Origin of the sequence: Mycolicibacterium chlorophenolicum, from assembly GCF_001044235.1 — a bacterium.
Taxonomy (GTDB): Bacteria; Actinomycetota; Actinomycetes; order Mycobacteriales; family Mycobacteriaceae; genus Mycobacterium; species Mycobacterium chlorophenolicum.
This window is the reverse complement of record NZ_JYNL01000019.1, coordinates 1-14,174: the sequence shown is the minus strand read 5'-3', so window position 1 is coordinate 14,174 and position 14,174 is coordinate 1. Positions and strand designations below refer to the sequence as shown.

At 63.0% G+C, this 14,174-nt stretch carries 14 protein-coding genes and 1 tRNA gene; 9 read left to right on the top strand and 6 right to left on the bottom strand.

Features of this window, described 5'->3' with window-relative positions; genetic code table 11:
- Window positions 1-755: 755 nt before the first annotated feature.
- From MCHLDSM_RS38075 to MCHLDSM_RS07775, 4 genes are all read left to right on the top strand, one after another.
- A tRNA-Tyr gene (locus tag MCHLDSM_RS38075) sits at window positions 756-840 on the top strand.
- A gap of 209 nt (window positions 841-1,049) precedes the next feature.
- The gene (locus MCHLDSM_RS07785; protein WP_048469570.1) at window positions 1,050-1,358 is read left to right on the top strand and encodes a hypothetical protein; all 309 of its coding nucleotides are present in this window, start codon (window positions 1,050-1,052) and stop codon (window positions 1,356-1,358) included.
- Window positions 1,359-1,503: 145 nt separating this feature from the next.
- Window positions 1,504-2,784 carry a sensor histidine kinase gene (locus MCHLDSM_RS07780; RefSeq protein ID WP_048469569.1) on the top strand — a complete coding sequence of 427 codons (1,281 nt, stop codon included), beginning with the start codon at window positions 1,504-1,506 and terminating at the stop codon, window positions 2,782-2,784.
- Between the two features lie 187 nt (window positions 2,785-2,971).
- Window positions 2,972-3,886: a hypothetical protein gene (locus tag MCHLDSM_RS07775; RefSeq protein WP_322788668.1), complete on the top strand. Its 915-nt coding sequence runs from the start codon at window positions 2,972-2,974 to the stop codon at window positions 3,884-3,886.
- Between the two features lie 87 nt (window positions 3,887-3,973).
- Here MCHLDSM_RS07775 and MCHLDSM_RS07770 read toward each other — a convergent pair whose 3' ends face one another.
- The 3 genes from MCHLDSM_RS07770 to MCHLDSM_RS07760 all read right to left on the bottom strand — a co-directional run bounded on the left by MCHLDSM_RS07770 (window position 3,974) and on the right by MCHLDSM_RS07760 (window position 6,519).
- Window positions 3,974-4,543: a DsbA family protein gene (locus MCHLDSM_RS07770; protein WP_048469606.1), complete on the bottom strand. Its 570-nt coding sequence runs from the start codon at window positions 4,541-4,543 to the stop codon at window positions 3,974-3,976.
- A gap of 227 nt (window positions 4,544-4,770) precedes the next feature.
- A complete protein-coding gene (locus MCHLDSM_RS07765; protein ID WP_048469567.1) occupies window positions 4,771-5,349 on the bottom strand; it encodes a hypothetical protein in 579 nt (192 codons plus the stop codon).
- 21 nt (window positions 5,350-5,370) lie between these two features.
- Window positions 5,371-6,519: a zinc-dependent alcohol dehydrogenase gene (locus tag MCHLDSM_RS07760; RefSeq protein ID WP_048469566.1), complete on the bottom strand. Its 1,149-nt coding sequence runs from the start codon at window positions 6,517-6,519 to the stop codon at window positions 5,371-5,373.
- Between the two features lie 492 nt (window positions 6,520-7,011).
- Here MCHLDSM_RS07760 and MCHLDSM_RS07755 point away from each other — a divergent pair, with 492 nt between their 5' ends.
- The 3 genes from MCHLDSM_RS07755 to MCHLDSM_RS07745 are packed head-to-tail and all read left to right on the top strand — an operon-like array spanning window position 7,012 to window position 10,210.
- Window positions 7,012-8,163 carry a low temperature requirement protein A gene (locus tag MCHLDSM_RS07755; RefSeq protein WP_048469565.1) on the top strand — a complete coding sequence of 384 codons (1,152 nt, stop codon included), beginning with the start codon at window positions 7,012-7,014 and terminating at the stop codon, window positions 8,161-8,163.
- Between the two features lie 35 nt (window positions 8,164-8,198).
- Entirely contained in the window at window positions 8,199-8,996 is a 798-nt protein-coding gene (locus tag MCHLDSM_RS07750; protein WP_407661949.1) for a type 1 glutamine amidotransferase domain-containing protein, read from the top strand.
- A 35-nt stretch (window positions 8,997-9,031) separates the two neighbouring features.
- On the top strand, window positions 9,032-10,210 hold the full coding sequence (locus tag MCHLDSM_RS07745) for an AI-2E family transporter (RefSeq protein WP_234713923.1): 1,179 nt from the start codon (window positions 9,032-9,034) through the stop codon (window positions 10,208-10,210).
- A gap of 27 nt (window positions 10,211-10,237) precedes the next feature.
- On the opposite strand, the gene MCHLDSM_RS07740 is transcribed toward MCHLDSM_RS07745, so the two are convergent.
- From MCHLDSM_RS07740 to MCHLDSM_RS39145, 3 genes are read right to left on the bottom strand one after another with little or no spacing between them, the layout of a single operon-like run.
- Entirely contained in the window at window positions 10,238-10,678 is a 441-nt protein-coding gene (locus tag MCHLDSM_RS07740) for an STAS domain-containing protein (RefSeq protein ID WP_234713922.1), read from the bottom strand.
- A gap of 49 nt (window positions 10,679-10,727) precedes the next feature.
- Window positions 10,728-11,066 carry an MDR/zinc-dependent alcohol dehydrogenase-like family protein gene (locus MCHLDSM_RS39150; RefSeq protein WP_234713921.1) on the bottom strand — a complete coding sequence of 113 codons (339 nt, stop codon included), beginning with the start codon at window positions 11,064-11,066 and terminating at the stop codon, window positions 10,728-10,730.
- Window positions 11,063-11,293 carry a hypothetical protein gene (locus MCHLDSM_RS39145; protein ID WP_234713920.1) on the bottom strand — a complete coding sequence of 77 codons (231 nt, stop codon included), beginning with the start codon at window positions 11,291-11,293 and terminating at the stop codon, window positions 11,063-11,065. Before MCHLDSM_RS39145 ends, MCHLDSM_RS39150 begins: the two co-directional genes overlap by 4 nt.
- A gap of 487 nt (window positions 11,294-11,780) precedes the next feature.
- On the opposite strand from MCHLDSM_RS39145, the gene MCHLDSM_RS07730 reads away from it, so the two are divergent.
- Both MCHLDSM_RS07730 and MCHLDSM_RS07725 read left to right on the top strand, forming a co-directional pair.
- Window positions 11,781-12,344, top strand: coding sequence for a type 1 glutamine amidotransferase domain-containing protein (locus tag MCHLDSM_RS07730; protein WP_048469562.1), 564 nt, complete (start codon window positions 11,781-11,783; stop codon window positions 12,342-12,344).
- 293 nt (window positions 12,345-12,637) lie between these two features.
- Window positions 12,638-14,041 (top strand): IS1380 family transposase, encoded by a 1,404-nt coding sequence (locus MCHLDSM_RS07725; protein ID WP_048469561.1) that lies wholly within the window; start codon window positions 12,638-12,640, stop codon window positions 14,039-14,041.
- Window positions 14,042-14,174: the final 133 nt, after the last annotated feature.

Genomic DNA, 14,174 nt, shown 5'->3' with positions numbered 1-14,174 from the left:
GGGACGATATAGGCGACGACCGTTGAGCCTTTGACGACGTGGGTGGTCAATTCTTCCTCGGCGTCTGCGATGAGAGAGTTGAAGCCGTTGCGCGCTTCGCTGACTGAGCGCATTCGACTGGGACTGATGATTCGAGCAACGGTCCGTTCGGCAGCGATGCTATGCGGTGTGCAAGGAGAGCCATCGAGGCCCCGCTGAAGAACGCACTCGTCTTCATTCAAGGCCGGATTCGCGGCCATTGACGTTCACCTAGATCCGTGTTCATCGAACGAGCGCGACAGCGTTAGCGAGGGCTGGAGGGCCTGGAGGGCCACGGTTCCAGAAGGAATCGCTCTATCGAGTGGCGCGAGCGGCGTTCCTAGCACCTGCTGGTGTGAGGTCACGCTTGGGCAAGCTCCGTACAGAAATCCGGCCAGCGGCCTTCTTCAGCCGTCAACCGATGGCCACTGCCCTAATCCACTGCCCACAATTTGCCCACACTTAAGTGTGAAACGCTGTAATTACCGGTGATCTCCCATCACGTATTGCTGCAGTTCAGGGTGGTAATTCTTCGCGTAGCAGTAGCGCAGGATAGGGTTCAAATCCCTCCGCCACATGGGCGGGGCTGCACGTGGGTGCAAAGCCTGACCGTCACCCTGCGCGGATCTTGGCACCATCCGAGTATCGTCCGCAGGTCGTCCGCAGTAGAGCTAGCGACAGGTTTACCTCAACAACGCAGCCAACGCTATGAGCTGCATGTTTCTCATGCTACCAACATGGCTTGTCGGAACAAACGCCGAGAAGCGCGGACTGTAAATCCGTCGGCTTACGCCTACAGTGGTTCGAATCCACTACCTGCCACGCTGGTCAGGGCTGGTTTTCAACCGGCCCTGACTTTTTTGTTTCGCAGCTGATGACGGCGGCGCTTTCTCTTGGCCGCCCTCAAACGGGTGCGGTCTCCTTCCGGTCCCGCACCCGACCCTGAATCGACAGCGCCCGCCCGGTGGAAGTGTTCGCGGCGTCGGTTGCGGGTAAGCGGTGCGAAGGAGCCGATCGGACGGAGGGCTGCGATGGTGGTGCTCGGTGTGGTGTTACTGGTCTTGGCCGTGGTGGCCGTGCTGGCCGGGTTGCTGTTCTTCGGTAATGCGCGGGGAACGGTTCCCGACCGGCCCGGGCAGGACGTGACGGCCACCCGGCGGGGCCTGTCGCGGATCAACCGCTCAGATCTCTTCGCGACGATGAGGACCTCGGTCAAGGGAGCGGCGAACTCCGACGCGGAGCAGGATAAGCGCACGGCGTCGTTGGGGGGGTTTCTCGTCCTCACCGGTTTGGTGCTGGTGATCCTCGCGATCGTCGCCTTCGTCGTCGCCATGATCTGACCTGCGGGCGGCACGTCGTAGGGCGGACGCGGCATCGACCACGACGCCGTATCTTCTTGCTTCCATCTGGCGTTATGCTTTCGCCATCGTGACGGGATAGGAGCCGCCCATACCCCGATTTCGCCAGCATGCGGCCGACTCGCGAGTGCAACAAGTCGCGCCGGACTCCCAGCTGACTTTGCTGCGCGGGACCTTGCTGCAGTTGGCGTTGCGCGCGCTGCTGACCGCCTTCATCGTCGTGACGCTGTTATTGGAGCCGCCGGTCCGCGACCGATGGATCTGCGTGGCTGTCCTGATGGTCTACGTGGTTGTGATCGGGTGTTGGAGCGTGTGGGTGCGGACTCCGGCGCGCGCGGCCTTACCCGCTAGAACCGCTGTGACACTGCTGGTATCGGCCGCCGATGTCCTGGTGGTGTCTGCCCTGTCGGTGCTGTCTGGCGTCACCTCACCGCAGGAGTGGACGTCAGACGTGGTGCGCATGGGATTCTTTCTGATCCCGCTGATCGCGGCGGCGCAGCTGGATCCGGTCATCAGCGCGGCCGTGGCAGTTCCGACGGTGTCGGCATTTCTGGCCACGTGTTGGATAACCAGATCGGCCAATGAGGAGCCGTGGGCCTCGATTCTCCTGAGTTGTGCCGTGCTGGCCGGGCTGGCCGGCGGCTCAGTCGCACTGTCGTTCATCCAGCGGTCCGTAGTCGACACGGTGGTCGAACTGGCCCGCCAACGAAACCAGTTGCTGGAGGAGTTGCTCGGACTCGAAAAGCGCGAGCGCCAAACGATTTCGGAACGTTTGCACGACGGCGCCCTGCAGTACGTCCTGGTCGCGCGACAAGATATGGAAGAGGTCCGGGAGGGTTCGACGGTTGCCGCGGACCGGATGGAATCGGCGCTCGTCGAATGCTCGGGGCTGCTGCGCGATGTGGTCCGCGAACTTCACCCGGACGTGCTGACACGGCTCGGATTGAAATCGGCGATCTCCGCGCTCACCGAGAGCCTCACTTCTCGTACCAAGCTCGCAATGGAGTTCGATGCCCGCACATGGCCTGATGACTCACGCACCGAGGCGGATTACGTGCTCTACAGCGCCGCGCGTGAAGCACTGACAAATGTCATCAAGCATGCACGGGCACAGCATATTTGGATCGAGCTGGAATCTGACAACGGTCTTGCTTCCTTGCGGGTCGCCGACGACGGCGTCGGAATCTCGGAGGAGATGATCGCGCGCAAGGCGCGAGAAGGCCACATCGGAATGGCATCTATCCGAACCAAGGTACTCGCCTCCGGAGGACAGTTCGATGTCCGGTCGACATCTCCGGGGACCGAACTCACCATCTCCATCCCGCTGCCGACAGCGCACCGCCCAGCCGCCGGCGGCCTGGTAGTCAGCGGTAAACCTCCCGAGCAGGTCAACCAGACAGTCGTCTAGGTAACGACGTCGCCCGCCAGAGCATGCAGTTTGAGGTGACGTGCAATGGGTAGGCGGCGTTCTGGTGTCTACCTCACTTGTCCTCATCGCGGAGCCCGGCGCTCCGGCGGCCCTCGCAGACGAATTGGCGCAGGAGTTACCCGGGTTGCTGCCTGATTACTCATCGTCTCCGGAGTGGACGGTTTCGGTGAAGACGGGCTCCTACCTCGTCACGGAACAAGCATCACTGGCCGAGGTGCTCGAGCGCCTCGACCCAGCAAGCCAACAGCAAGATGTCGTCGTATACGTGACCGATCTGCCCCGTCGGGACGGCACCCGGCCGGTGGTCGCCGACATCAGTGTCCCGCATCGCTTCGGCGTGATTTCCGTGCCGAGCGTCGGTGGACTGTTCATCAGTCGGCGAGTGCGAACGATGGTCGAGTTCATCGTCTACGAGGTGAACGGGAAACCCGATGGTCGAGCTCCGACTCGAGGCGGGCTAACCCGAACCGAGGAGGAGGAGACGGTGCGATACGCCGCGCCGTCCAGGTTTGCACGGCTGCGCTTGCTCGCGGGCATGGTTTATGCGAACCGGCCGTGGAAGTTGGCAGCGGGCATGTCGCGCGTCATGATGGCGACTTTCGCCACTGGAGCCGTCAGTCTGGCCTACCCGACAATCTGGCAACTCTCATCGACGATGGGCCCGTGGCGACTCGGCGTTACAACAGTTTTGGCGACCGCGGCGATGGTGGGTTGGCTGATCGTCAACCACAAATTGTGGGAACGGCCGAGCTCACCGGTTGAGCGAGAACGGGCAGCCATGTACAACGCTTCCACCGCCGCGACGCTCACAATTGGGGTCGTCTTTCTGCACGCCACAACGTTCGTGTTGCTTGTGCTGACGGCATGGTGGACCTTGCCTCCACAGATGCTGGCGCAGAGTCTGGGCCATTCGGTCGGTCCGGCAGATTATCTGAGGTTGGCGTGGCTGGTAGCCGCAGTCGCCACGTTGGGCGGTGCCCTCGGGTCTGGGCTCGAGGACGACCAGGCGGTCAAGCAGGCGGCTTACGGAGCGCGTCAGCAACAACGGTTCGACCGTGACAACGAGGCAAACGACGAATAGCGCTCGACCGCAGGAATTCTTGCGCCACGGTCGGCCGCAGTAATTTTGCGGCCGACGTGCGCGCGGAGCGGTGCCTGGCGGCTGCGGTCAGCCGATCACCCGCCCGACCGCGGCCACGATCAGGTCCGCACGGGCGGGAACTGGTACGCCGTGAACGAAAACGCTGGGCGTGCCACCGACGCCGCGCGCCGTCGCGCGCGCCGTGACAAACGCGGGCCAGGGGAGATATCTGCCCGTTCGGATATCGGTGACGAACGTGGAATCCGTTACGCCCGTATGCTGTCCAAGACTGATGAGCTGGTCGTCGGTCAGTCCCAAACCCCCCTCGGGGGGCTGATTTTCGAACAAGGCGTAGGCGTACTCGTGGAAACGACCCGTGTCCGACGCAGACGCCGCCGCTGCAGCTGCACGGGTCGAATAGTGATTCGTTGACACGGCGTCGAGGAAGTTCATCGGATGACGGATGAACCGAATCATTTGCCGCTCCAGCAACTTGTCGATGGTGTTGCGGGAAGCAAGTTCAAACTGCTTGCAATACGGACATTGGAAGTCGATATAAGCTTCTACATCGACCGGGCCCGAGCCGACGACAACGCCAGTCTTGTCGTCGGTGGCACCGCGGGGGGCCGGCATTTCGACTGTCTGGTTCTGATCCATGGCCGCCATGCTGCCCGCTGCCGACCGTTGTAACCTGGGCCCAGCAGTGCAACCTGTTCAATGTCGGTTCAGCCTCGCGGGACGGGATCCCTACCGCAGAACACGTTTCACGCCTAACGCACCGACGGCCGCACAGCGCTCGGGCACCGGTGAGCCGACGCGTCACGTTTCTGCGACACCAGACAGCTAGCTTCCCAGGAGCACCGTGCGCTGGCGGCCAACGGCCATCAGTCTGCTCGCCGTTTTCTCAGCAGGCGAATGACCACCGCAGCTGCGAGAAACCATGGGCCCCCGACGATCAGGGGATCCAGCCACATGTGGTGGGTGTCGACCCGTTTTCTGCCGACCCGGGACTTCATCCCGTTACGGGTCCATTCCGCCTTGATCCCGGTTTCAGTGATCGGGTTGTCCGGTCGCAGAGTCGCCAGCGAACGGATGTGGTGCTCGGCGGCATCAACGCGGTCGGCGTAGAGCAGAATGAGCCAATGCAGCGCGCGGCCCTCGCTGAACTTGTAGGCGAAGCGGCGCATCACGCCGGAGACACCACTCAGCGGCTGAGCCGTCCCGAATGCCGGTGTGAGGAACCTGTGCTCGACCGATCGTTCCCGCGGCCGGTCTTCCGGTTGGCGCTCCGGGAAGTCCCACCAGGCGCCGGTGTCGAGGAACTTCAGCTTGGGGACCGAGGGCCGGTCCTCTTTGTTGAGGTCGGCGCCCCAGCCGGGGATTCGCGCCTGCAGGCTGTCTTTGTCGGGTACTGGGGGATGATCGGCTGTGTACGCCGGCACGTGTTCGGTGGTTCGCGTCATGGGGTTCTCCTGTTGGACTTGTCAGTTGGCGTTGACAGAGATGATCGGTTTGATGATCTGGTCGAGCTTGGATGAGAACGTGTGGTAGCCCTCGGCGATGTGCTCGAGCGGAATCCGGTGAGTCACAATCTCACTGGGCTTCAAGTAGCCGTTCTGTATGTGTGAGAACAAGCGGGGCCACTGCCGCTTCACCGGCGCCTGGTTGGTGTGGATGGTCAGACCCTTGTTCATCGCGTCTCCGAACTTGACGGCGCTGAACATCGGCCCGTACGCGCCGACCACGGAGATGGTGCCACCCTTGCGGACTGAGTCGATGGCCCAGTTCAGCGCAACCGGAGAGCCGCCCTGCAACTTGAACTTTGCCGTGGTGACGTGCTGGAACAGATTCCCGTCAGCTTCGGCGCCCACTGCGTCGATGGCCACATCGGCGCCGAGGAAGTCGGTCGTCTTCTTCATCTCCAGCACGATGTCGCCGTACTCGCCGAAGTTGTACGTCTCGGCGTGGGCGAAGTCACGGGCCTTCGCGAGCCGATAGTCCAGATGGTCGATGACTATTACTCGTCCGGCCCCCATCAACCACGACGACTTCGCCGCGAAGAGGCCTACCGGCCCGGCGCCGAACACCACCACCGTGTCGCCTTCGACGATGTCGCCGAGTTGGGCCCCGAAGTATCCCGTCGATAGCGCATCCGTGCACAACAAGGCGTCCTCGTCGGCCATCCACTCGGGAATCACCGACGGCCCGACATCCGCGAACGGGACCCGGACGAACTCGGCTTGCCCACCGTCATAGCCGCCACACGTATGTGAGTAGCCGTAGATCCCGCCGACTGCAGTCGCGTTCGGGTTCACGTTGTGACAGTTGGAATACAGTCCCCTGGCGCAGAAGTAGCATGATCCGCAGTAGATGTTGAACGGCACCATGACCCGGTCGCCGACTTTGATGGACTGTACCGACGGGCCGACCTCGTCGACGACGCCGATGAATTCGTGTCCGAATGTGTGGCCTACCCGGGTGTCCGGCATCAGACCGTGGTACAGGTGAAGGTCAGATCCGCAAATCGCCGCGAGCTGTACCCGCACAATCGCGTCGTTGGGATGCTCGATCCTAGGGCGGTCCTTTTCCTCGACCCGAACTTTGTAAGGTCCGCGATAGGTCATTGCTTTCATGAGAGCTCCTTTTGTGTACGTGAAAGCGGAAAGCGACGTCCGTCTACCCGCGTCGCCGCCGGCAAAACTGCCAGCAACGACGGCATGGAGCCCACCGTCGGCAAACACGGAAAGGCGGGCGTCCGTGTGGCATGACTCGTGGAAATAGGTCGAGAAAGACGTTGGTCGTAGGTATCTATGACGGTGCTACGCATCGTGGCTAACTTCGCTATTCCCCGCTTTCACCACAGCATGGTGAAAAGGTGGCGGCAATTTCGTCACCACAGAGCACTGTCCCAATCGCGCTGACTAGCCATGCCAAGTACGGGTACCTGGGGTCTCGCGAGGACGAAACATGCTCCGACGCTTGCCTGTTGCTGTCAGGACATAGGTTCGTCTCGCCTCGAGACCTTGCGTGATGTCGCCCCGGGGGAAGGAAGTAAGCGGTGAAGGATCTACCTCCGGGGAAGTCGGGCCGGCCCGAGTGCACTTCACGCAAGCCGGAGTAGTGGCGTGACCGGGCAGAACACCAGCCAGCGGGGTGGATCGACGTCCGAGGGCAACCTCGAACTCTTCTTCGACCTCGTGTTCGCCTTTGCTATGTCGCAGGTGACGCAGCTCGTGCTGCATGACGCCTCGCCGAGGGGACTCGGGCGGGCGGCGCTCGCGCTGCTCGCCGTGTGGTGGGCCTGGGTCGGTTATACGTGGCTGATCAACACGTTCGACACCGCCAACGTCAGTCACGAGGCGGTGGTCATCGCTGCGATGGCGGCCATGCTTGTCGCCGCTGCCGCGCTGCCCGCAGCGTTCACGTCGGCGGCGTTGGTGTTCGGGATCGCCCTGCTGGCGGTGCGCTTGATCCATGTCGCGAAGTTCGTCGCCTACTCCTCGGATGAGGACGCCGATTTGCGCCGCAGCATCAGGCGGATAGCGCCTGCCTTCGTCGCGGCGCCCGCGTGCATCGTGGCGGCTGCCTTCGTTGCCAGTCCGGGACGCGAACTGCTGTGGATAGCCGCCGCGGTGATCGACTACGGCGCGCCGGCCGTGCTCGGCTTGGGCGGTTTCCGCGTCTCACCATCATATTTCGTATCGCGTCACGGTTCGATCATCATCATCGCTCTTGGTGAAGCGGTCGTCGAACTGGGTTCCGGAGCAACGAATCTGCATCGGGTAGCGGTGATCGCCGCCCTCGTTCTGGGCGTCGCGATCATGGCGACATTCTGGTGGACCTACTTCGGTCTGACCGGCGGAGCAGAGCAACGGCTGGAACAGGCCACCGGTACCGAGCGCGCCAATCTGGCGCGCGACGCCTACAGCTATCTGCATCTGTTGTTGGTCGCCGGGATCATGCTGTTCGCCGTCGGCGCCCACGCCGCCGTCGCGCACCCCGGCAGTGCGCTGCCGTTGCTGCCGGCCATCTCCCTCGCCGGAGGTATGGCGTTGTTCTATTTAGGAGATGTCGCCTACCGGTGGCGCGATCACCGACAGGTCCCCATCGACCGCACCGCGACCGGGCTTGCAGCCGCAGCAACCGTGCCGGCTCTGCTGCACATGCCCGCGATCGCGGCGCTCGGCTTGCTCACCGGCATCGGGTGGGTTCGGTTGGCCTGGGAACTTCGGCACCGACCCCGCATCGGTCCCGGGGTGGCAGGGCAGGCGCGCTGAGGTGGCATCGATAACCGAGTAAGTGAGTCGCAGGGTTGGTTGAGCAGCGAGCCGACACTCGAAAGTGCAAGTGGCGCTTGGAGCGCCATGACATTGACAGGAGAATGATGTCAAACACACGACGCCTTTCAGGGCGGAATATCGCGGCGCTGGCAGCTGACGGCTTCGAGAAGGTGGAACTGGTGGTTCCGCTGCGTGCGTTGCAGTTGGCCGGCGCAAACGTCGACATCGTGTCTCTGCGCAGAGGCCGGATTCGGGGGGTCAATCTGCACATGCCCGCCAGCCGGGTGGGCGTGGACAAATTGGTGACCGAGGCCGACCCCGACGCCTACGACGGATTGCTGCTTCCCGGCGGCTTCATCAATCCTGATCTCTTGAGGCAGTCGGCAGCCGCACGGGATTTCGTTCGCGCCTTCGACCACAGCGGTAAACCGATCGTCACGCTGTGCCACGGTCCCTGGGTGCTTGCGTCAGCAGGATTGCTCAAGGGGCGCACCCTGACCTCCTGGCCCGGCATCCGCGACGATCTGGTCAACGCCGGCGCCACGTGGCTTGACCGCGAGGTGGTGCGGGATCGCAACCTCGTCACGAGTCGCGGACCGCAGGACATGCGGGCGTTCCTGCCTGCCATGCTCGACATCTTCGCCGAACCGACAAGTCAACAGCAGACGGTCCCCGACCATGACGGCTCAGACCCGTCGCTGGACAAGCCACTCGGTTGGGCGATGGCCGCGTTGCGCTGGTCGCCGAAGCCCTCGGCGACGGCGTTGACCAGTGTGGTCGCTGCCGCACTGACGCCGCCCCTACGCAGGCATCTGTCAATCCGAGCCTAGCCGGCCTTCGGCCGCCTGAACGCCGTGGAGCCACGATGACCCAAAACGAAATGCTGACACAGGACAACAACTCGGCCCACCATCGCCTGGTGGGTCAGCCCCACACCGACGCTGAGGGTCCGATCGCGGGAGCCGAGATACGTGCCGCACAGCTGCGCTCCCGCGACGAGCCACTCGGTCCGCCGGGCCCTCGGGCCAACTGGCGGTCGCCATTCTTCATCGGGCTTGCAGGTGCGGCCGGGGTCGCGGTCACCTACGGGGCTGTTCGAGCGCTGGGTTCTGTTTCCTCGATGCTGCTGCTGGTTGGTGCCGCGTTCTTCATCGCGCTCGGCCTGGAACCTGCGGTGTCATGGTTGGTCAACCGGCGGATGCCGCGGTGGGCGGCGGTCACGGTCGTGCTGACCGCCTTGTTCGCTCTGGTCGTTGGTTCGATCGCCGCGTGCATTCCGCCCCTTGCCGAGCAGGTGCGCCAATTTGTCGACCTCGCACCCCGCTACATGCAATCGATTCAGGACCATTCCTCCTGGATCGGCAGGCTCAACGATCGGTTCGGCCTTCAGCAACGGGTCACAGGCGCGGTTCACGACCTCGGAGGTTCGGCTGTCGGTGAGGTCGTCAAAGCCGGCAGCACGGTCGTCGGCGGGATCGCTGATCTGTTTGTCCTCGCCGTGCTGACCGTGTACTTCCTGATATCGATACCGCGTATCCGCGCGACCCTTTACCGCTTCGCACCCAATTCCCGTCGTCCGCGCACGATATTGATCGGTGACCAAGTGTGCGCGAAGGTCGGTGCCTACCTTCTCGGCAATGTGGTGATCTCGGCGATCACCGGGCTCGCGACCTTCGCCTGGGTCGTCGCGTTCGGCATTCCGTATCCTGTGCTGCTGGCAATCCTCGTGGCGCTTCTGGACCTCGTACCGTTCGGCTCGACCGTCGCGGGTTTGATCGTCGCGGCGGTGGCGCTGACCGTGTCTCTTCCACTTTCGATCGCCACGGCGGCGTTCTACGTCGTGCTGCGAGTGATCGAAGACTATCTGCTGGTACCCAAGATCATCGGGCGCGCAGTCGAAATCCCGGCGATCACAACGGTAGTGGCGGTGCTCATCGGCGGGGGACTGCTCGGCATCGTCGGAGCGCTGGTCGCCATACCGGTGGCGGCCGCCATTCAGCTCATCGTGCGCGAAGTCCTGTTCCCGCGGCTGGACGAGATGTGATTGCCGGGCGTTGTTGATTGCGGCTTGTCAGGGAGCGGTTGCTGCCGGGACGATCTCAAAAAGGTCGGTCAAATTCGCCTGTGCGAGGGCAGCTCCTACGGCACCTTCGCACGCCCCGACCAAGCAGAACGAGATGTCCGATTCCCCCGCGCGGATGGCGGTGGACACCAAGACGCTGAGACCGGCGGCGTCGATGTCGGTAACATCCGACAAATCGAGCGCGACCGAGTCGGGTGCTCGTCGCAATTCCGCCTCGACGGTTCGCCAGACCGAGGTGGTTGTAGGCCGGCATAACTGGCCCTGAATGCTGATGACGCTCGTGTCCACGAGCGCGCGACGTACGCCTATATGGGTTGAATTGAAACGTATTGGGGCAGTGTTTTTTTCCTGCATTTCACCCTCCGCGAGTGAAAGGGCACAGGTCACGGATCCGGCACGCGGCGCGGTCAGCCACCACAATACTGCCACTGAGCAGATGCTGCTACGTGTCGCGTTGCGTGCCGGATCACTGATCGCTCTATGGGTGGAGGACGACTTTGGTCCATCCGTCATCGCGGGCATCGAAGTGTTGATAGCCGGACGGAGCCTCGTCGAGTGACAGTTGATGGGAGACAATCCATGAAGGCTTGGTCCTACCCTCATGGATCAAGTCACGGAGCTGGCGGTTGTAGTGCTTGACGTTTGCCTGCCCGGTGCCGACCTTTTGACCCTTGAACCAGAACTTGCCCATGTCGAAGGCGATCTTCCCCTCCTGCTCCAGTTTGTCGGGCGTGTTCGAATCCTGGGGCAAGAAGATGCCCACCACTCCGATGTGCCCGGTGAATCGCACCGAATCGACCAGCCGGTTCAGTGTCATCGCCGAATCTTCGTGTCCCTGAGGGTCATGGGCTTGATATCCGACGCATTCGCAACCCTTGTCGGCACCCCGCCCCCGGTGTGCTCCATCACCTGCTCGACCGGGTCACCCTTCGAGTCGTCGATCGGGATGACGCCGACTTCTTCACTAAGGCGTAGGCGGTCGGGATGCCGGTCGACGATCATCACCTTGCTGGCGCCCTGGATCATTGCCGAGTTCGCAGCCATCAAACCCACGGGGCCTATCTCCCGCGGTCCGTTGTACACAACTGCTTCCACTGCTCATCTCCTCGCTTGTCGGTGTCGTTCTAGTCGCGTTCTCTTCTCGCAGTCTGAAATGCCGCGGGGACTCGGTGCAGGCACCTACGAGGCGAATCTTCGGCACCGAATTCGACCCGCCAGGACGAGTGCGGTGTAGAGAACATCCTCGGGAACCATGGCAGTGCGGCCAGCGGCTCGCACCGGGTAGCACACCCGCGCACCATATTTCAGGCGCATGTCCGATGTCACCTCCGCGGCCGCCTCGAGCGCATGGAGGTCGCCTGATCCGCTGAGCAGCCTCATGATGCGCCGGGGTGAATGCCGGTCCGCACTTTCGCCCTGGCAGGGCCAGGAGATCGGCGGCTCAAACGCCGAGCCTTGGGATAGCAGGTTGTTCGTACATAGGACACTCCGGTGAGGAGCCTGCGTACATGTCTCGAAGGAAGGAGCTCCCATGGCGAACACATTGCAGGGTAAGCGGGTTGCGATCCTGGCTGCCGACGGAGTCGAACGCGTCGAGTTGGACGACCCGCGCGAGGCGCTCCAGGACGCCGGCGCGAACACTGAACTGTTGTCACTGAAGGAGGGTGAGATCCAGGCGCGTAACAACGACCTCGACTCGGCGGGTACGTTTACTGTGGACCGATTGGTCGGCGACGCATCGGTCAACGACTATGACGCATTGTTGCTGCCCGGCGGTACGGTCAACCCCGACAAGCTTCGCATCGACGAAACCGCTGTGTCCTTCGTTCGAGCCTTTGTGGAGTCGGGAAAGCCGGTCGCGGCGATCTGCCACGGACCGTGGACTTTGGTAGAGGCAGGTGTGGCCGAAGGCCGTACCCTGACGTCTTATCCAAGCCTGCGTACGGATCTGCGCAACGCGGGTGCCACCGTCGTCGACGAGGAGGTCGTCATCGACGGGAATCTCATTTCCAGTCGATCACCCGCCGACCTGCCCGCATTCTGCAGCGCCATCGTCGAGGAGTTCGCTCAGTCCCCAGCGGCCGCATCACCGTGACGTGAAAATCCGTCTCCCTCGACTAATCACCCACCCGAGAGGATCGACCATGGCTACTAAGCCTCGATCCACCGATAAATTGGTTGGTCGTGGGGTGTCGGAATGAGGAAAGTGCCCCTTGAGCTGGGAGGATTGGTGTTCTCTACGCATCAATCAGGCCAGTTCAGAAAGGCNCCTCGATCCACCGATAAATTGGTTGGTCGTGGGGTGTCGGAATGAGGAAAGTGCCCCTTGAGCTGGGAGGATTGGTGTTCTCTACGCATCAATCAGGCCAGTTCAGAAAGGCACTTCCGGTGAAAGTGTCCCATAGGTTCGCCGCTGGGTCGGCGGTCTTTGATGATGAGCATCTCGTGTCGTGCGCGGGGCTGGTGCCGGTGATGACACTGGCCACCCAGACCGGGCTGCCGAAACTGTTGGCTGACAAGATTTCCATCCCGGCACCCAAGGTCAGATCTGGCTCGGCCAATCCGGCACCGAAGCTGACCACGGTGATCGCCGGGATGTGCGCTGGCGCTGACAGCATCGATGACCTCGATGTGGTGCGCTCTGGTGGGATGAAGAGCCTCTTCGGCGGCGTGTACGCACCGTCGACGATTGGAACATTGTTGCGGGAGTTCACTTTCGGACATGCCCGCCAACTGGAGTCAGTCCTGCGTCATCATCTGGCCGCGCTGTGTGAACGGGTGGACCTGCTGCCCGGCGCGGACACCCAAGCGTTCATCGACATTGACTCGTTGCTGCGTCCGGTTTTCGGTCACGCCAAGCAAGGTGCCTCCTACGGTCACACCAAGATCGCCGGCAAGCAGGTCCTGCGCAAAGGGCTCTCGCCGTTGGCCACCACGATCAGCACCCCCGGGTCGGCACCGGTGATCGCCGGGATGCGACTGCGTGCCGGCAAGACCGGCTCCGGGAAAGGCGCGGGCCGGATGATCACCCAAGCCATCGCGACCGCCCGCGCTGCCGGCGTGACCGGGCAGATTCTGGTGCGTGGTGATTCGGCCTACGGCACCCGCGCCGTCGTGGGTGCCTGCCGAAGCCACGGCGCCCGCTTCTCGGTGGTCATGACTCGAAACTCGGCCGTTGATCGGGCCATCACCGCGATCGACGAGTCCGCCTGGACACCAGTGAAATATCCCGGTGCGGTGCGTGATCCCGACACCGGGGACTGGATCTCTGATGCCGAGGTCGCCGAAATCAGCTACACCGCCTTCGCGTCGACCAAAGACCGGTTCCCCGCCCGCCTAGTGGTGCGCCGGGTCAAAGACGCCAGATTCCGCGACGCCCTGTTCCCCGTCTGGCGATATCACCCGTTCTTCACCAACACCGACCTTCCCACCGCCAAGGCCGACATCACCCACCGCCAACACGCGATCATCGAAACCGTGTTCGCCGACCTGATCGACGGCCCCCTGGCCCATATGCCGTCTGGGCGGTTCGGGGCGAACTCGGCGTGGGTGTTGTGCGCCGCGATCGCGCACAACCTGCTGCGCGCCGCCGGCGTGCTGGCCGGAGGCGCCCACGCGGTAGCCCGCGGCGCGACATTGCGCCGCAAGATCGTCACCGTCCCGGCCCGGCTGGCCCGGACACAACGCCGACCGATCCTGCACCTACCAGCACATTGGCCTTGGGCAGATCACTGGCTCACGTTGTGGCGCAACACCATCGGCTACAGCCCACCAGCCACCGCAACCGTCTGACCACTCGCCGAACAGGCACTACCGGAGACCACAGGAAAAGCTGGACAGACCAGCGGATTCACGCTGCCCACCCACCGCAGCACAGCAAAATCAGTCTGACCGGACCTCAACAGGGTCGATCCACGGATTGAGG